The sequence below is a fragment of the Kitasatospora sp. NPDC127060 genome (assembly GCF_042724935.1).
Lineage (GTDB): Bacteria > Actinomycetota > Actinomycetes > Streptomycetales > Streptomycetaceae > Kitasatospora.
Genome location: NZ_JBHXEG010000125.1, coordinates 1 through 18,085 on the forward strand (window position 1 = coordinate 1; position 18,085 = coordinate 18,085).

The window sequence follows — 18,085 nt, forward strand, 5'->3', positions numbered from 1 at the left end:
CGCCCCGGGGGGGTCGGGGGCCGCGGCGCCCGCTCAACCCCGGGGGGGCGGGGGCCCCCCCGGCCCCACCGCCCCCTCACCTGCCGTCCGCTGCTCGGCTACTCGGCTCTACTCGGCTACTCGGCCGAGAAGCAGTACACCGTCATCGAACGGAACTCCTCCCCCGGGCGCAGGACGGTGGAGGGGTACTCGGGGTGGTTGGGCGAGTCCGGGAAGTGCTGGGTCTCCAGCGCCACGCCCGCGTACGCGTGGTACGGGCGGCCGGACGGGCCGCTCAGCGTGCCGTCGAAGTGGTTGCCGGTGTAGACCTGCAGCCCCGGTTCCGTCGTCAGGCACTCGACCCGCCGACCGCTGGCCGGGTGGCTCAGGGCGGCGACCCGCCGGAACCCGTTCCCGTCCAGCACCCAGTTGTGGTCGAAGCCGGCTCCGGCCCGGCGGATCTGCTGGTCCCCGTCGACGACGCGGTCCCCGATCCGGCGGTCCTCGCTCAGGTCGAAGGGCGTGCCCAGGACGCGCGCGACGGGCCCGATCGGGATCAGCTCGGCGTCCACCGGGAGGTAGCCGCGGGCTTCGACGCGCAGCAGGTGGTCGAGCACCGTGCCGTTGCCCTCACCGGCCAGGTTGAAGTAGGTGTGGTTGGTGAGGTTGACCACCGTCGGCGCGTCCGTGGTCGCCCGGTAGCCGATCCACAGCCGGCCGGCCGGGTCGAGCAGGTACGTCACCTCGACGGTGAGCGCTCCGGGGAACCCCTGGTCGCCGTCGGGGCTGTGCAGGCGCAGCCGCACTCCGGCCCGTCCGCCCTCCCGGACGGGCACGCCGTCCCAGAGCCGGGTGGCGAAGCCGTCCCGTCCACCGTGCAGGGTGTGGCCGGTCGACTGGGTGGTGAGCCGGTGCGTCGTGCCGTCGAGCGGCAGGACGCCGTCGGCGATCCGGTTGGCGTAGCGGCCGACCGTCGCGCCGAAGTACGCGCCCTCCCCGAGCAGGTCGCCGACCCGCTCGCAGCCGAGGACGACGTTCGCCCGCCGTCCGTCCCGGTCCGGTACGTGCAGGGCCTGGAGGCGGGCGCCCAGGCTGAGCACCTCCGCCCGCACGCCCGAGGGCGAGTCGATGGTCCAGCGGGTGACGGACTGCCCGTCCGGCAGGGTCGCGGCGACTCCCTGGGAGACCGTCAGTTCACCCGGGGACACGAGTGCGTCTTTCGGCACGGGGTTGCTCCGTTCCTTGCGGGGCCCGTGGGGAAACGGGCGACGCCCGCCGGAGGGGCGGCGGGCGTCGAGGGGGCTGGTCACGGGACTCAGAACCCCTGGGCCAGACGGTGGTAGGCCTGGTTCCAGCGCAGTTCCTTGGTGAACCGGCGGATGGTGGTGTCGTCGTCGATCACCAGCAGCTCCACGGCGAGCATCTCGGCGAGGTCCTCCAGTTCCTCGGCGCCGACCGCGCTGGAGAGCACGGTGTGGTGCGGGGCACCGGCCGTCAGCCAGGCCTCGGTGGAGGTGCGCAGGTCAGGGCGCGGCTTCCAGACCGCACGGGCGACCGGCAGGTGGGGCAGTGGCTCCGGCGGCGCGACGACGTCCACCTCGTTGGCGACCAGCCGGAACCGGTCACCGAGGTCCGCGAGGCCGACCACCACGGCCGGGCCCGGCTCGGCGTCGAAGACCAGGCGGACCGGGTCCTCGCGCCCGCCGATGGACAGCGGGTGGATCTCACAGGACGGGGTGCCGGCGGCGATGCTCGGGCAGACCTCCAGCATGTGCGCGCCGAGGATCAGCTCACGGCCGGACTCCAGGTGGTAGGTGTAGTCCTCCATGAAGGAGGTGCCGCCGGCGAGCCCGGCGGAGGTCACCTTGAGGGTGCGCAGCAGGGTGGAGGTCTTCCAGTCGCCCTCGCCGCCGAAGCCGTAGCCGTCGGCCATCAGCCGCTGCACCGCGAGGCCGGGGAGCTGGCGGAGCCCGCCGAGGTCCTCGAAGTTGGTGGTGAAGGCCTTGAAGCCGCCCTGCTCCAGGAAGCCGCGCAGACCGAGCTCGATCCGGGCCGCGTAGCGCAGCGACTCGTGCTGCTCTCCACCGGCCCGAAGCGCCCGGGCGAGGCGGTAGCTGTCCTCGTACTCCTTGGCCAGCGCGGCGACGTCGCTCTCGTCCGCGGCGTCGACGGCGGCGACGAGGTCGTTGACGCCGTAGGTGTTGACGGAGACGCCGAAGCGGAGCTGGGCCTCGACCTTGTCGCCCTCGGTGACGGCGACGTCGCGCATGTTGTCGCCGAAGCGGGCGAGCTTGAGGCTGCGCAGCTCGGCGCGGCCGGCGGCGGCGCGGGCCCAGGAGCCGACCCGGGCGGAGACGACAGGGTCGGTGACGTGCCCGGCGACGGTCTTGCGCGGCACGCCGAGGCGGGACTGGATGAAGCCGAACTCGCGGTCGCCGTGGGCGGCCTGGTTCAGGTTCATGAAGTCCATGTCGATGGACTGCCAGGGCAGGTCGACGTTGGCCTGGGTGTGCAGGTGGAGCAGCGGCTTCTGCAGGGCGTCGAGCCCCGCGATCCACATCTTCGCCGGGGAGAAGGTGTGCATCCAGGCGATCAGGCCGATGCAGTCGTCCGCGGAGTTGGCCTCCAGGCAGATCCGGCGGATGGCGGCCGCGTCCGTCAGGACGGGCTTCCAGACCACCTCGACCGGCACTGCCGACTCGCGGTTCAGGGCTTCGGCGATCTGCTGGGACTGCTCCGCGACCTGGCGCAGCGTGTCCTCGCCGTAGAGCCCTTGGCTGCCGGTCAGGAACCAGACCTGGCGGCCTTCGAGTGGCTTGGTCATGGGGGTGGGCTCCTTACCGGGCCTGGGGCTGGCCGTAGACGTTCTGGTAGCGGTGGTTCAGGCTGTCGATGTCCGCCTGGGCGATCGGCAGGGGTTCGCCGAGCTGGCGGGAGAGGTGGACGGTGCGGGCCACGTCCTCGCACATCACGGCGGCCTTGACGGCGGCCTTGGCGTCCTTGCCGATGGTGAAGACGCCGTGGTTCTGCATCAGCACGGCGGGCGAGCGGTGGCCCTTGAGGGTGTCGACGATGCCGCGGCCGATCGAGTCGTCGCCGATCAGGGCGAACGGGCCGACCGGGATCTCCGCGCCGAACTCGTCGGCCATCGCGGTGAGGACGCAGGGAACGGCCTCGCCGCGCGCCGCCCAGGCACAGGCGAAGGTGGAGTGGGTGTGCACCACTCCACCGACCTCGGGCAGGTGGCGGTAGACGTAGGCGTGCGCGGCGGTGTCGGAGGACGGTGCGTGCTCGCCCTCGACGACGTTGCCGTCCAGGTCGCAGAGGATCATGTTCTCCGGCGACAGCTCGTCGTAGGAGACGCCGCTGGGCTTGATGACCAGCAGGTCCTCGCCGGGGACGCGGGCGGACACGTTTCCGGCGGTCCAGACCACCAGGTTGTAGCGGACCAGTTCGCCGTGGAGGTCGCTGACTTGGCGGCGGATGAGGTCGATGGTCGCGTTCACAGGGCCTCGCTCGGTGTGGTGAGGGCGGCGTTGCGGATGTCACGCAGGCGGTGCAGCAGCTTGTCGGCGCCGAGGCCGAAGTGGTCGTGCAGGGCCCGGTATTCGGCGAAGAGGCGGTCGTAGGCGTCGGCGTCGGCCGGATCGGGCCGGTAGGCGTCCTTCTGCACCCGGCCCATCGCGGCGGACGCGGTCCGGACGTCCGGGTAGGCCCCGGCGGCCACGGCGGCGTGGATCGCCGAGCCGAGCGCCGGGCCCTGCTCCGAGTCGGCGACCGAGACCGGGCGGCGCAGTATGTCGGCGTAGATCTGCATCAGCAGGGCGTTCTTCTTGAGGCCGCCGGTGACGATGAACTCGGTGACCGGGACGCCGCCCTGCTCCAGGGCCTCGACGATGACGCGGGTGCCGAAGGCGGTGGCCTCCAGCAGCGCCCGGTAGACCTCCTCGGGGCGGGTGGCCAGGGTGAGCCCGGCGATCACTCCGGAGAGGTGGTGGTCGACCAGGGTGGAGCGGTTGCCGTTCATCCAGTCGAGCGCCACCAGGCCGTGTCCGCCGACGGGTTGGGCGGCGGCCTTGCGGGTGAGCAGCCGGTGCAGGTCCTCGCCGGTCGCCTCCGCCTCGGCCAGGTAGTCGGCGGGCACGCCCTGGCGCAGCCACCAGGCGAAGATGTCGCCGACGGCGCTCTGGCCGGCCTCGTAGCCGTAGGAGCCGGTGACGATGCCGTCCTGGACCACGCCGCAGATGCCGGGGACGTCGGCGAGGGTCGCGCCGTTGACCACGTGGCAGGTGGAGGTGCCCATGATGGCGAGGAGTTGGCCGTCGTCGACGGCCCGGGCGGCCGGGGCCGCCACGTGGGCGTCGACGTTGCCGGCGGCGACGGCGGTGCCGACCGGGAGTCCGGTCCACTCCGCCGCCCGGGCGGTGAGCGAGCCAACCCGGGTGCCCAGCGGGGACAACGGGTGTTCCAGGCGAGTGCGGGCGAAGTCGGCGAAGTCCGGGTGGAGCGCGGCGAGGTAGTCCTCGGTCGGGTAACTCCCGTCCTGGTGGATGCCCTTGTAACCGGCGGTGCAGGTGTTGCGGCTCTCGGCGCCGGTGAGCTGCCAGACGATCCAGTCGGCGGCCTCGATCCAGCGCTCGCAGGCGCCGTAGACGGCCGGGTCCTCCTCCAGCACCTGCAGCGCCTTGGCGTACTGCCACTCGGCGGAGATCCGGCCGCCGTAACGGGAGATCCACTTCTCGCCGCGGGCGTGGGCCAGCTCGTTGATGCGGTCGGCCTGGGGCTGCGCGGCGTGGTGCTTCCAGAGCTTGGGCCACGCGTGCGGGCGGGCGGCCCACTGGGGCGTCTCGGCCAGTGGGGTGCCGTCGGCGAGCGCCGGAAGGACGGTGCAGGCGGTGAAGTCGGTCGCGATGCCGATGACCCGGGCGGGGTCGACGCCGGCGTCGGCGAGCGCGGCCGGGACGGCGACGCGCAGCACTTCGCGCCAGTCCGCCGGGTGTTGCAGCGCCCAGTCGGGCGGGAGCGGGCGGCCGGTGCCGGGCAGTTCGTGCTCGATGACGGCGTGCGGGTAGTCGTGGACGGCGGTACCCATCTCCTCGCCGTCCCGGACCCGGACCACCACCGCGCGGCCGGACAGGGTGCCGAAGTCGACGCCGACGACGTACTGGTCGGAGTCGTGGGCGGCAGGGGTCACTGTCACGTGGTCATCCTTCGTACGGGAAGCCTGGGTTGTGAACTGTCGCCGGTGCGGTCCTCGACCGGGGCAGGGCGGGTCGCACCGACGACAGTCTTCATTCCGCTGCCCCACCCTCGGGAGGCAGCGGAACGCGAAGCCGTCGGCCGGGCTCACGGAAGCGGGATGCAGTGGCCCGGCCGACGGAGTGGGAGGAGCGCTGTTGTTAACGCTCACAGAGATTGTTAGCGCTAACAAACTGCATGTCAAGGGAAGTGGACGGGGCGGAGCCGAAGAGCCGGACAGGCACTGGCCGACCGGTACCCGCCTGGTGAACGCGGCCACCGGCCCCGGCCGGCCCCGGCCCCCGGCTCAACGAAGGGCGGGCGGCCCCACGCTGCGCCGCAGCACCAGTTCCGGGGAGACCTGTACCTGGGCCGGAGGGGACGCGGCACCCTCCAGCTCTCCGACGAGCAGCTCCAAGGCCCGCCTGCCGAGCTCGCCGAAGTCCTGCCGCACCGTGGTCAGCGGCGGGGTGAAGTAGGCGGCCTCCGGAATGTCGTCGAAGCCGATCACACTGATCTCCTGCGGGACGTGCCGACCGGCCTCGTGGAAGGCCCGCAGCAGGCCGAGAGCCATGTGGTCGTTGGCACAGAAGACGGCGGTGACGTCGCGCAGCCGGGCGATCCGGAGCCCCGCCTGGTAGCCGGAGCGGGCGCTCCAGTCGCCCCGCTCCACCTCCGGCACGGGGGCCCCGGCCGCCTGCAGCGTGAGGCGCCAGCCCTCCTCCCGGTCCTGGCTCTCCAGCCAGTTGGTCGGCCCCGCCAGGTGGTGCACGGTGCGGTGGCCCAGGTCCAGCAGGTACCCGGTCGCCTCTCCCGCGCCGTAGCGGTTGCCCACCGAGACCATGGGCACCCGGGTCTGGTCGCCCGACCCGACCGCGACCAGCGGCACCGAGCTGGAGAGCCGGGACACCGCGCTGACCGCGGAGGTCTGCGGCGCTATCACCACGACGCCCTCCACCCCCTGGTCACGCAGCCGGTCGACGGCCTCCTGGACCGAACGGCCGTCCAGGGAGCGCAGACTGGTCACGCTCACGAAGTAGCCGGCGCTGCGCGCGGCCCGCTCGATGCCGTCCAGCATCGAGGCCGGACCGTAGAGGGTGGAGTCGAAGCTGACCACCCCGAGGGTCTGCGACCGCCGGGTCACCAGGGCCCGGGCGGCCGAGTTGGGCCGGTAGTCCAGTTCCCTTATCGCGGCCAGCACCCGGTCCCGGGTGTCGGGCCGGACGTGCGGGGCCCCGTTGAGCACCCGGGACACCGTCTGGTGGGAGACACCCGCCAGTTTCGCCACGTCCGCCATCACGGGCTGGCGCTGTTCCACCCCGGCGTTATCGGTTCCCACTCGTAGTCCCCTCCTCGACTGTGGACCACAGTACGCGACCAGGTCCAGGCCAATCCGTCACCCTCGGTTCAGCAGGCGGTCCCCCTTCATACCAGTCCGCCAGGACGCCGACATCTGCCAAAACCGCCAAGTTGACCTCCGTGTTTCGGTCGCGTCGGCCGGCCCGGGGTGATCCGCGTTCCGGAGGTCGCCGAGGTGCGCCCGGACGCCGGGCCTGCCGAGAGCCCGGCGCGACGGCCGGGTGGTGCTGGATCCTCGGGGCGAGTCTGCCGGGTCGGGTCCGCGACGCCGCCCCACCCCCCGGCCTCCTCGTCCTCGCTCCACCACCCGGAGGGGCCTCGACCACGGCGCTGACACGGCTGTCCGGCGGAGGACGGAGCGGCCCTCCGCCGACACCAGGAACTCCGGTGCGGCGGAGGGTCGCTCGGTGGTCTCAGCCCTGCCGCAGGGGAGTCAGGAGGAACGCGAAGTCCGCCGGCCCGAGTTCGAGCCGGTACCGGGGCAGGACACCGGGCCCCACCGCGGCGCTGCCGAGGCCCTGGACGGCATGGTCGGTGTGGAGGTGGATCACCGGCCCGGGGACGAGGTCGCCGTGGTGCCGTGCACCGTCGAGCTGTCGGTCGGTCCAGCGGCGTGCGGCGAAGTGGAACGGCTCCTCGCCCACGACGCGCAGTCCGTTCCCGGCCCCGTCGGTGAAGGCGGCCCAGCGGGTGTCCGCACGGTTGCCGTTCTCCTGGGGGCGGACGTACGGGGTCTGCAACTCGTCCACGGTCGCGCGGAAACGTCCGACGCGCACCGCCTGGCACGAGTCGGGGTAGGCCTCGCCCGGGCCCGTGCCGAACCACTCCACCCGGGACCGGTCGGCGGGGAGCTCCCAGTCGAGTCCGATGCGGGCCAGTGAGCGGGACCGGTTCCTGCGGACCAGCTCCTGGTACTCCTCCGGCGGGAGGGCCGGATCCACCATGGTGTCCTGGAAGTCGTCGCCCCGCTCCGGCCAATGGCCGACGGGCTCGGCGTGCACCCGCAGGCGAAGGCTGTCACCGTCGCTGTCCCAGCGGTAGGTGGTGAGGTAGCCGGAGTTTCCCGCCGCGGCGGCACTGCGGACGACGACGGTCATGCCCCGGGCGCCGGGGGTGACGGAGACGGTGCGGTACCGCAGCCGGTCCAGGCCGCGGTCCTTCCAGTAGGCGGCGTCGCGCTGGTGCCAGGCGCGGTCGTTGTCGGTGGGGGCGCGCCACAGGTTCAGCCGTGGTCCGCGCAGGGGGAGCCCGCCGATGGCGAGCAGGGTTCCGGTGGTCCGGTCGAAGCGGCCGGGGCCGAGCAGGACGTGCTCGCCCTCGCTGCGGGCCGCCCCGGGCGGGCCGGTCCGCCGGCGGTGGACCGTGCCGGGGAGCCGGACCTGTCCCCAGGCGACCACGTGGCCTTCGGGGGCCCAGTCGGCGGGCTTGGCCAGCTCCGCCTGGACGGTGAGCCAGAGCTCGCCCGTGCCGCTTTCACCGCCCGGCGGGGTTAGGCGTGGCAGCGGCAACCGGCCGGCCTCCCCGGCCGCGAGCTCCGGGGTGGGCAGTACGCCGTGGGCCAGCTCGACCCCTTCGCGGGCCAGCGACCAGGTGAACCGCAGATGGGACAGGTCCAGCACCTCGTAGCGGTTCTCCACCGTGAGGGTGCCCGCCTCCGGGCCGGCGTCGATCCGGACGGGGGCGATCACCTTCGCGTACTCGAGCAGGCCCGGGGAGGGGGTGCGGTCGGGGAGGACCAGGCCGTCGCAGATGAAGTTGCCGTCGTGCAGGTCCTCGCCGAAGTCGCCGCCGTAGCCGAAGAACTCGCGCCCCCGGGCGTCGCGGGTGCGCAGCCCCTGGTCCATCCACTCCCAGACGTAGCCGCCCTGGAACCGCGGGTACTCGCCGCACAGCTGCAGGTACTCGGCGAGCCCGCCGGGCCCGTTGCCCATAGCGTGGGCGAACTCGGTGAGCAGGAACGGCTTGCGGTTTCGCGGGTCGTCCGCCGGGTCGCCGGAGCCGGCGCGGGCCGGGTAGGAGACCTCGCCCGGCAGCAGCTGCCCCCGGCCGATCCGGGCGACGGCGGCCGGCGGCCGGTACATCTCGCCGAAGACGTCGGTGTACTCGCTGAGCCGGTCGCCCTCGTAGTGGATCGGGCGGGACGGATCGCGCTCCCGGACCCACGCGGACATGGCCCGGAGGTTGCGGCCGTCCCCGGCCTCGTTGCCGAGCGACCACAGGATGACGCTCGGGTGGTTCTTGTCCCGCTCCACGGTCCGCTCGATGCGGTCCAGGTAGGCCGCGTGCCAGCGGGGGTCGTCGGAGGGGTTGCGCTGCCAGCGCTCCGGGTCCGCGTGCTCGAAGCCGTGGGTCTCCAGGTCGCATTCGACCATGACCCACAGGCCGAGCTCGTCGCACAGGTCGAGGAACGCCGGGTGCGGCGGGTAGTGCGCGGTGCGCACCGCGTTGATGTTGTGCCGCTTCATCAACTCCACGTCGCGGCGCATGGCTCCGAGCGAGAGCGCCCGCCCGTGATCGGGGTCGAACTCGTGCCGGTTCACGCCGCGCAGCACCACCCGGCGGCCGTTGACCCGGAGCACCCCGGCCTCGTCGACGGCCACGCTCCGGAACCCGACCCGGATCCGGACCCGCTCGCTGCCGGTGGCCAGGTACGCCTCGTAGAGCTGTGGGTCCTCCGCGCTCCAGGGCCGTACCGCCGCGAGGGCGAACTCGGCCGTGGTCGGCTGGTCGTGGATCCCGAGAGCCGGGAGGTCGAGCCTCACCGGCGCGTCCGCGTCGGCCTCCACCCGGAGCCGGCCCCCGCCGGTCCGCGCGTCGTACTCCGCGTGCACGAAGACGTCCCGGATGCCGCCCGCCGGACGGGCCAGCAGGGACACGTCGCGGAAGATGCCGGACAGGCGCCAGGTGTCCTGGTCCTCGAGGTAGGTGCCCGCGGAGAACTGGTGCACCCGGACGGCCAGCACGTTGCGGCCCGGGCGCAGCAGCCCGGTCACGTCGAACTCGGTCGGCAGGCGGCTGCCGTAGGTGACGCCCAGCTCGCGGCCGTTGAGCCAGACCCGGGCGCAGGAGTCCACGCCCTCGAAGCGCAGCACGGCCGGCGTGCCCGTCCAGGTGGCGGACAGGTCGAAGGTGCGGCGGTAGTCGCCGGTCTCGTTCTCGTCCGGGACGAAGGGCGGGTCCAGCGGTACCGGGTAGGCGAGGTTGACGTAGACGGGCCGGCCGTAGCCGTGCAGCTGCCAGTGCGAGGGGACGCGAAGGGCGTCCCAGGTGCCGTCGTCGAAGTCCGGGGCTTCGAACCCGTCCGGTTCCGGCCGCAGGGTCGGCGAGAACCGGAACGCCCATTCCCCGTTGAGGTCGATCCTGGGGGCGTCGGAGTCCAGGGCCGCCCGCGGCGCAGCCCTGCCGTGACCGGGTGCGTAGTCCTCGAAGTAGCGCGTGGACATGGGAAGTCCTCCGACGGTCGCGGGTGATGCGCGCGACCGTACTATCGAAGGCGCCTTGCGGGAAGGGACGCCATCGCCCGCGCATGCCGCGCGGGCCCCGGCTGCGGCTCCTCGACGAGGCCACCTCGCAGCTCGACGCCGTCGGGGGCACCGTGCACCCGGGCCTCCGGTGTGATGGCTGCGGCGATCGGGGCAGGCGCAGGGTCATGGTGAGAATCGGATACACGATGATGACCGAGCAGCGCGGCCCGCGTGACCTGGTCGCGGACGCCGTGCGCGCCGAGCGGGCGGGCTTCGACTTCTCGGTGGTCTCGGACCACTCCTTCCCGTGGCTGGACGAGCAGGGGCACGCCCCGTACGCGTGGGCGGTGCTCGGCGCCGCCGCGCAGGCCACCTCCCGGATCCCGCTCATGACCTACGTGACCTGCCCGACCTTCCGCTACCACCCGGTCGTGGTGGCGCAGAAGGCCGCCACGCTGCAGTTGCTGTCCGAGGGCCGCTTCCGGCTCGGTCTGGGCAGCGGCGAGAACCTCAACGAGCACGTGGTCGGCCGGGGCTGGCCGGCGGCGCCGGTGCGTCAGGCGATGCTCGACGAGGCGGTGCGGATCATCCGGGCGCTGTTCGACGGCGGATACGTCACCCGTCACGGCCGGTACTTCGACGTCGACGGCGCCCGGCTGTGGGACCTGCCCGACCGGCCGCCGCCGATCGGGGTGGCCGTGTCGGGGCCGGACTCCTGCGAGCTGGCCGGCCGGCTGGCCGATCTGGTGATCGCCGTCGAGCCGGATCCCGCCCTGATCACCGGATTCGCCGAGCACGGCGGATCGGGGAAGCCGGCGGTGGGCCAGCTGCCGGTGTGCTGGGACACCGACCGGGACACCGCCGTCCGGCGGGCACACCAGCAGTTCCGCTGGTTCGGCGGCGGCTGGAAGGTCAATGCCGAGCTGCCCGGAACGGCGGGCTTCGCCGCCGCGAGCCGTTTCGTCCGCCCCGCCGACGTCGCCGAGGCCATTCCGTGCGGCGACCGGGTCGAAGACTTCGTCGAGGCGGTACGACCGTTCGTCGACGCCGGGTTCGGGGAGGTGGCCCTGGTCCAGGTCGGCGGCGACAGCCAGCCCGCCTACCTCGACTGGGCTCGGGACACCCTGCTGCCGGCGCTGCGCGAGGGGTTCTGACCTCTGGCGGGCCCGGGCGCCGACCTTCGGTGCTCGGACCCGCCCGGCAGGGTGATGCACCCCGGCGCCCGACCGGAGCGCTATCCCAGGGTCCACCTCTGGTTTCCGCCGCCCCAGCAGGTCCACAGCTGGACAGGCGTCGTGTCCACGACGGCCGCCCCGGCGACGTCCAGGCAGCGGCCGGACTGCGCACCGGTGACGCTTCCGTCGGAGTTGACCAGCCACTGCTGGTTGGCGCCGCCGTTGCAGGGCCAGGTCACCACCTTGGTGCCGTCGGCCGTCCCGCCGCCGTACGCGTCCAGGCACAGCGTGGTGCCGGAGATGTCCGCCGTGAGCCGTCCGTCGGCGGTGTGGCTCCAGGTCTGGTTCGCCGCTCCGGAGCAGCCGTAGATCTGTGCCTGTACCCCGGGTGTGGTGGAGGCGTTGGGGACGTCCAGGCACTTGCCCGAACCGGCGCCCCGCAGTGCTCCCGTGGCGGTCGCCGGGGAGGTGGCGTAGCCGGCCGCGACGATGTCGGCCTGGACGGCGTTCTCGGTGGCCTCCGACGGGTAGCCGGAGGTCATCACGCCCTCGTAGAAGGTGCCCGCCGAGCCCTTGCTGTTGTCCCCGCCGATGCCGAGGATGATCGCGCCCTCCTTGTGCATCGGGTTGTAGCCCGAGGCGTTCGGGCGCGGCCCGGAGTAGAACGTCGACAGCCCGCCGGACTGCGCGTCGCCGGCGCGGATCGCCCACTGGTTCGGCGCGCCCTTGACCATGGCCGTCAGGTAGCGGTGGTTCACCGTCGGGTCGTTGGCGTTGTATCCCGTGTTGGCCCCGGAGAACAGGCCGTTCTCCAGGTCGGCCATCACCCAGGGGCCGGGGCCGCTGCCGTAGCCCCAGACCTTGATGTTGCCGAAGTAGATCGCCTCCATGTGGCCGTTGCCGGTGTCGTTGCTGCTCGTCTCGGCGTTGCCGTAGTCGAAGCAGCAGCCGCCGTTGTAGTGGGTGCCGTCGAGGATGGCGTACATGCCCTCGGGCTGGTCGCCGGTGGCGACGCCCGAGGTGTGGTTGTTGCGGTAGCCGGTGCCCGGCGCGACGTAGACGCCGTAGGCCCGGTGGCCGTTCAGCGTGGTGGGCGCCAGGGTCGCGTCCGCCAGGTTGTCGGGACCGCCCGCGGCTCCGCCCCCGGGCGCCTGGGTGAGGTGGTTGCCCCGCCCGCTCTGGTCGTAGATCTCGGTGATCACGCAGGTGGTGCCGGCGCAGAAGGCGTCCTGTGCGGCGGCGTCGGCGTAGCCTCCGGCGGTCAGGGCGCCGATGTTCCGCAGCGCCTGGTCCGACGCACGCCGGACCTGGTAGAGCGGGCCGCCGTACCCGTCGTAGAGCGCGCGGGTGGTGCTGTGCGCGGCCACGCAGGGTGTGCCGCCGGCGGCGTAGAGGTCGCACGGTCGCTGGGTGGCCGCCTGGGCCGCACCGCTGGTCGCGGTGGCACCGGCCAGGGCGCCGACGAGGACGGCCAGCGCCGCCCCGGCCCGGGCGAGGCGACGCAGCGCGCCGTGCCTCCGGGTGGTCCCGTTGTTGTCACTCATGGTGTCTCCCTGCTCATCGTCGAGCGCGGCCAAGGGGAAAGTGAGCGCTAACAATCCGCCCCGCGACAGCAGCCTGCGACCGGGGCGGGAGATGGAGGTTCCTGGCCGGTGACAGTGCCCGCCCCGACCGTGTCCCGTCAAGACCTTCGACACATCACGCCGGACGAGGAATCCGCGGACGCGCCGATCCGGATCGGAAATCTCGATGATCCGTCACTTCCCCACCACTGCAAGGAGTTTGGTGGTGATCAAGGCGAGCGCTCACACTCCGACACCGGTGCGACCGAATACGGATGACGGTCCGTCACGGCCGTCGTCCGCCTCCGCGAGCACCGCGGAGCCCAGCCGGACCCGCAGCCGCGGACGCAGAGGGAACCGAGCTCGCGACAGTGGGGGCACGACGCGCCGCCGCCGTCCGGCGAACGCTCACGCCGGGCCCCGACCCGCGAGCCCCCCACCCGCGAACACCCTGCGCGACGGACCGACCACCCGCTCCCCCGCCCGGCACCGGCCCGGTCCGCGCCGCAGATGCAGGGGGTGCTTGACGTGCGCCCGCGCCGCCATCGCGCCGTCCACGGCTCCGGCAACCCCCACGAGAGGGAGACCTGGTGCTCCGATGCCATGCGGCAGTCGCCGCCCGCCCCGGCCGTCGCCGGGCCGGCCGCCACCGTCGCACCGGTCGGCGCGAGCACGGGCGAGGCCGCCACCGCCCGGACCGCGGCCGCGGAGTCCAGCCGGGCCGAGCCCGACGACTCCGGCGGCTCGTCCATCGCGGGCGGCCCGGTGCGGACGTCACCCCCGACGGCTCCGGCGGCTGCGCCTCCGATCGAGCCGCGTGCTTCCAGCTCGTCGGCCCGACCCTCGACGCCTACGGGCCGACCCCTGCCACCGGCACCCCCGAACCGGCAGGTGACCCCGGAGCGACGGACGCCCGCTCCCCGATCGCCGGCGGGACCGGCGCCGCGCGTTCCCACCCGCGATGACCACTCGATGTTCACCCATCGTTCACCCACGACTTCCCTGGGTACCCCCGGCCGAGGGCCCGCGCCCCCGCGGAGCAGTCGTTGGCGGATCGCGATCCAACGGTGATCTAACCCCCCTTGACGCCATCGTTGTTAGCGTTAACACTTCATGTCACGCCAGGCCAGAGCTACCACCACCCCGACGCACCACAGCGTGAAGGACCGCTCCGGTCGGCGCCGCTCGACCGCTCCCAGTCGCCCAGTCAGGGGTGCGCTGCTCCGGTCGCGGACCATCACCATGGAGGAAACACGTGCGGAAGCTTTCAGCGGGTCTCGTCGCGGCCGGCCTGACGCTCTCGTTGGCGGCCTGCGGCCAGAGCTCCAACGGAGTCGGCGACGGGGCTGCCAAGGGCGACGCCAAGGGTGGACTCATCGGCATCGCGATGCCGACCAAGTCGTCGGCGCGTTGGATCGACGACGGCAACAACATGGTCAAGGAGTTCCAGGCCAAGGGCTACAAGACCGACCTGCAGTACGGCGACAACGTGGTGGAGAACCAGGTCTCCCAGGTCGAGAACATGATCACCAAGGGTGCCAAGCTGCTGGTGATCGCGGCCATCGACGGCTCCTCCCTCACCAACGTGCTGCAGAAGGCAGCCGATGCGCACATTCCGGTCATCTCGTACGACCGACTGATCCGAGGCACCCAGAACGTCGACTACTACGCGACCTTCGACAACTACAAGGTCGGCGTCCTCCAGGGCGGGTACATCGCCGACAAGCTCGGCCTCAAGGACGGCAAGGGGCCGTTCAACGTCGAGTTGTTCGCGGGCTCGCCGGACGACAACAACGCGACCTTCTTCTTCAACGGCGCGATGAGCGTGCTCAAGCCGTACATCGACCAGAAGAAGCTGGTCGTGCAGAGCGGCCAGACCGACTTCAACCAGGTCGCCACGCTGCGCTGGGACGGCGGTGTCGCCCAGTCCCGAATGGACAACCTGCTGAGCAAGGCCTACACCGGCGCCCACGTCGACGCCGTGCTCTCGCCGTACGACGGCATCTCGATCGGCATCATCTCCTCGCTCAAGGGCGTCGGCTACGGCACCGCCAAGTCCCTGCCGATCGTGACGGGCCAGGACGCCGAGCTGGCCTCGGTGAAGTCGATCATCGCGGGCGAGCAGACCCAGACCGTCTACAAGGACACCCGGCAACTCGCCAAGGTCGCCGTGCAGATGGGCGACGCGCTGCTGACCGGCGGCAAGCCCGAGGTCAACGACACCACCCAGTACAACAACGGGGCGAAGGTCGTTCCGGCCGAGTTGCTCCAGCCGGTCAGCGTCGACAAGGACAACTACCAGAAGATCCTGGTCGACAGCGGCCAGTACACCGCGGACCAGCTCAAGTAGCCCGTGGGGCCCGCTCGACGGGCCCCCGCCGAACCGGCGGTGCGGCGGGGCGCCCGGACTCCCCGGGCGCCCGATGGATCCCCCACCGCACCGCCCCGAACGATACGGACGCACAACCATGGCTGGACCCGTTCTCGAAATGCGGTCGATCAGCAAGTCGTTCCCCGGTGTCAAGGCGCTCTCCGAAGTCAACCTGAGCGTCGCCGCCGGCGAGGTGCACGCCATCTGCGGTGAGAACGGCGCCGGCAAGTCCACCCTGATGAAGGTCCTCAGCGGGGTCTACCCGCACGGCGATTACGAAGGCGAGATCCTCTTCGAGGGCGAGCCCTGCCGGTTCAAGGACATCCGGGCCAGTGAGCAGCGCGGCATCGTCATCATCCATCAGGAACTCGCCCTGGTGCCGTACCTGTCCATCGCCGAGAACATCTTCCTGGGCAACGAGCACGCCACCCGGGGCATCATCAGCTGGCACCGGACGCTCACCCACGCCGCCGACCTGCTCCGCCAGGTCGGCCTCGAGGAGAGCCCGCACACCAGGGTCGCCGACCTCGGCGTGGGCAAGCAGCAACTGGTCGAGATCGCCAAGGCGCTGGCCAAGAAGGTCAAGCTGCTCATCCTGGACGAGCCGACCGCCGCGCTGAACGACGAGGACAGCCGCAAGCTCCTCGACCTGATCCTGGAGCTCAAGGCGCAGGGCATCTCCTGCATCATCATCTCGCACAAGCTGAACGAGATCGCCCGGGTCGCCGACGCCGTCACCATCCTGCGCGACGGGCGGACCATCGAGACCATCGCGATCGGCCCGGAGGGCATCTCCGAGGACCGGATCATCCGCGGCATGGTCGGCCGGGACCTGGAGCACCGCTACCCCGAGCGCACCCCGGACATCGGCGAGGTCGCCTTCGAGGTCGAGGACTGGACCGTCCGGCACCCGATCGACCAGCAGCGCACCGTGGTGGACGGCGCCTCGCTGAACGTGCGGCGCGGCGAGATCGTCGGCGTCGCCGGCCTGATGGGGGCCGGCCGCACGGAGCTCGCGATGAGCGTCTTCGGCCGCTCGTACGGACGTTGGAGCGGCGGACGGGTGCTGCTGCACGGCCGGGAGATCCGCACCCGGACGGTGCCCGAGGCGATCCGGCAGGGCATCGCGTACGTCACCGAGGACCGCAAGCACTTCGGCCTCAACCTGATCGACGACATCAGCCGGAACATCTCGCTGAGCGCGCTCGGCAAGGTCGCCCGGTACGGCCGGGTCGACCGGCACGAGGAGAGCAGGGTCGCCGAGTCGTTCCGGCGGACCATGAACATCAAGGCCCCGACGGTGTTCACCCGGACCGGCACGCTCAGCGGCGGCAACCAGCAGAAGGTCGTCCTCAGCAAGTGGATCTTCGCCGAGCCGGAGGTGCTGATCCTCGACGAGCCCACCCGGGGCATCGACATCGGCGCCAAGGCGGAGATCTACACCGTCATCGCCGAGTTGGCCGCCCAGGGCAAGGCGGTGCTCGTCATCTCCTCCGAACTCCCCGAACTCCTGGGTCTGTGCGACCGGATCTACACGATGGCCGAAGGCCGGATCACCGGCGAGGTCGCCCGCGCCGACGCCACCCAGGAATCCCTCATGCGGCTCATGACCATGAGCGCCGCATCCAGCAACGAGCAGGTGTGAGGCATGGCCCAGACCGAGATCATCCCGGACTCCTCCCAGCAGGGGCCCGAACCCGCCCCGAGCCCGTCCGTGGGCTCCGCACTGGCCCGCGCGCTGCGCGGCAACGTCCGCCAGTACGGCATGCTGGTCGCCCTCGCGCTGATCGTGCTGCTGTTCCAGATCTGGACGGACGGCATCCTCCTCCAGCCGCTCAACATCACCAACCTGATCCAGCAGAACGGTTACATCCTCATCCTGGCGATCGGGATGATGATCGTCATCATCGCCGGGCACATCGACCTCTCGGTCGGCTCACTGGCCGCCTTCGTCGGGGCCGCCGCCGCGGTGATGATGGTCGAGCACCACATGGCGTGGCCCGTCGCGATGCTGGTCGCGCTGGTGATCGGCGCCCTCGCCGGCGCCTGGCAGGGCTTCTGGATCGCCTACCTGGGGATCCCCTCCTTCATCGTCACCCTGGCGGGCATGCTGCTGTTCCGCGGCGGCACCCAGATCCTGCTGCAGGGCCAGTCGGTGGCACCGTTCCCCAAGGGCTTCCAGAGCATCAGCAGCGGCTTCCTCCCCGAGGTCGGCCCGCACACCAACTACCACAACCTCACCCTGCTGCTCGGACTCGCGGTGCTGGTCGTCGCCGTCCTCCAGGAGCTGCGCGGCCGGCGGCAGACCGCCTCGTACGGGCTCGAGGTGCTCCCGCTCGGTCTGTTCCTGGCCAAGCTCGCCGTGATCACGGCGGCCGTGCTGGTGTTCACGCTGCTGCTGGCCAGCTACCACGGCGTGCCGATCGTCCTGCTGATCCTCGGCGCCCTGCTGGTCGGCTTCGGCTACCTGATGCGCAACTCGATCATCGGCCGGCACACCTACGCCATCGGCGGCAACGAGCCGGCGGCCAAGCTGTCCGGGGTGAAGAGCAAGCGGGTCGTCTTCCTCGCCTTCACCAACATGGGCGTCCTCGCCGCACTGGCCGGGCTGGTCTTCGCCGCACGGCTCAACGCCGGCACCCCGCAGGCGGGCATCAACTTCGAGCTGGAGGCGATCGCCGCCGCCTTCATCGGCGGCGCCTCCGCCAGCGGCGGCGTCGGCACCGTCATGGGCGCGATCATCGGTGGTCTGGTGCTCGGTGTGCTGAACAACGGCATGTCGCTGGTCGGTGTCGGCACCGACTACCAGCAGGTGATCAAGGGCCTGGTGCTGCTCGCGGCGGTGGGCTTCGACGTCTACAACAAGCGCCGAGCCGGTTCCTGACCCGGACGTCGCGGAAACGGAGCAGGACGGGCACGGTGTCACCGTGCCCGTCC

11 protein-coding genes are annotated in these 18,085 nt (G+C 71.9%); 4 read left to right on the plus strand and 7 right to left on the minus strand.

The genetic code is table 11. From position 1 onward, the window contains the following. Nucleotides 1-116: 116 nt before the first annotated feature. The 6 genes from ACFWIS_RS38465 to ACFWIS_RS38490 all read right to left on the minus strand — a co-directional run bounded on the left by ACFWIS_RS38465 (nt 117) and on the right by ACFWIS_RS38490 (nt 10,019). Nucleotides 117-1,205, minus strand: coding sequence for an aldose epimerase family protein (locus ACFWIS_RS38465; RefSeq protein WP_380462573.1), 1,089 nt, complete (start codon nt 1,203-1,205; stop codon nt 117-119). An 89-nt stretch (nt 1,206-1,294) separates the two neighbouring features. After that, nucleotides 1,295-2,803, minus strand: coding sequence for an L-arabinose isomerase (gene araA / locus ACFWIS_RS38470; protein ID WP_380462574.1), 1,509 nt, complete (start codon nt 2,801-2,803; stop codon nt 1,295-1,297). Nucleotides 2,804-2,816: 13 nt separating this feature from the next. Continuing rightward, nucleotides 2,817-3,485 carry an L-ribulose-5-phosphate 4-epimerase gene (locus ACFWIS_RS38475; RefSeq protein WP_380462575.1) on the minus strand — a complete coding sequence of 223 codons (669 nt, stop codon included), beginning with the start codon at nt 3,483-3,485 and terminating at the stop codon, nt 2,817-2,819. Beyond that, nucleotides 3,482-5,179, minus strand: a complete 1,698-nt coding sequence (locus ACFWIS_RS38480; protein ID WP_380462577.1) for a ribulokinase — start codon at nt 5,177-5,179, stop codon at nt 3,482-3,484. The genes ACFWIS_RS38475 and ACFWIS_RS38480 overlap by 4 nt, the downstream gene beginning before the upstream one ends. A 345-nt stretch (nt 5,180-5,524) precedes the next feature. Continuing rightward, nucleotides 5,525-6,556: a LacI family DNA-binding transcriptional regulator gene (locus tag ACFWIS_RS38485; RefSeq protein ID WP_380462579.1), complete on the minus strand. Its 1,032-nt coding sequence runs from the start codon at nt 6,554-6,556 to the stop codon at nt 5,525-5,527. Between the two features lie 433 nt (nt 6,557-6,989). Then, nucleotides 6,990-10,019: a glycoside hydrolase family 2 TIM barrel-domain containing protein gene (locus ACFWIS_RS38490; RefSeq protein ID WP_380462581.1), complete on the minus strand. Its 3,030-nt coding sequence runs from the start codon at nt 10,017-10,019 to the stop codon at nt 6,990-6,992. Between the two features lie 206 nt (nt 10,020-10,225). Here ACFWIS_RS38490 and ACFWIS_RS38495 point away from each other — a divergent pair, with 206 nt between their 5' ends. Then, nucleotides 10,226-11,194, plus strand: a complete 969-nt coding sequence (locus tag ACFWIS_RS38495) for an LLM class F420-dependent oxidoreductase (protein WP_380462583.1) — start codon at nt 10,226-10,228, stop codon at nt 11,192-11,194. An 80-nt stretch (nt 11,195-11,274) separates the two neighbouring features. Here ACFWIS_RS38495 and ACFWIS_RS38500 read toward each other — a convergent pair whose 3' ends face one another. Next, a complete protein-coding gene (locus tag ACFWIS_RS38500) occupies nt 11,275-12,759 on the minus strand; it encodes an arabinofuranosidase catalytic domain-containing protein (RefSeq protein WP_380462584.1) in 1,485 nt (494 codons plus the stop codon). Between the two features lie 1,273 nt (nt 12,760-14,032). Here ACFWIS_RS38500 and chvE point away from each other — a divergent pair. The 3 genes from chvE (at nt 14,033) to mmsB (ending at nt 18,032) form a co-directional block, all read left to right on the plus strand. After that, the gene (gene chvE / locus ACFWIS_RS38505) at nt 14,033-15,127 is read left to right on the plus strand and encodes a multiple monosaccharide ABC transporter substrate-binding protein (RefSeq protein ID WP_380462586.1); all 1,095 of its coding nucleotides are present in this window, start codon (nt 14,033-14,035) and stop codon (nt 15,125-15,127) included. 118 nt (nt 15,128-15,245) lie between these two features. Continuing rightward, nucleotides 15,246-16,793, plus strand: a complete 1,548-nt coding sequence (gene mmsA / locus ACFWIS_RS38510) for a multiple monosaccharide ABC transporter ATP-binding protein (protein ID WP_380462588.1) — start codon at nt 15,246-15,248, stop codon at nt 16,791-16,793. Nucleotides 16,794-16,796: 3 nt separating this feature from the next. Beyond that, nucleotides 16,797-18,032 carry a multiple monosaccharide ABC transporter permease gene (mmsB, locus tag ACFWIS_RS38515; protein ID WP_380462590.1) on the plus strand — a complete coding sequence of 412 codons (1,236 nt, stop codon included), beginning with the start codon at nt 16,797-16,799 and terminating at the stop codon, nt 18,030-18,032. The last annotated feature ends 53 nt before the right edge of the window (nt 18,033-18,085 follow it).

What these genes read in the sequence shown, in the direction of transcription:
- araA (WP_380462574.1), bottom strand. Translation starts at nt 2,803, where the DNA reads ATGACCAAGCCACTCGAAGGCCGCCAGGTCTGGTTCCTGACCGGCAGC.
- ACFWIS_RS38490 (WP_380462581.1), bottom strand. Translation starts at nt 10,019, where the DNA reads ATGTCCACGCGCTACTTCGAGGACTACGCACCCGGTCACGGCAGGGCT.
- ACFWIS_RS38495 (WP_380462583.1), top strand. Translation starts at nt 10,226, where the DNA reads ATGGTGAGAATCGGATACACGATGATGACCGAGCAGCGCGGCCCGCGT.
- ACFWIS_RS38500 (WP_380462584.1), bottom strand. Translation starts at nt 12,759, where the DNA reads ATGAGTGACAACAACGGGACCACCCGGAGGCACGGCGCGCTGCGTCGC.
- mmsA (WP_380462588.1), top strand. Translation starts at nt 15,246, where the DNA reads ATGGCTGGACCCGTTCTCGAAATGCGGTCGATCAGCAAGTCGTTCCCC.
- mmsB (WP_380462590.1), top strand. Translation starts at nt 16,797, where the DNA reads ATGGCCCAGACCGAGATCATCCCGGACTCCTCCCAGCAGGGGCCCGAA.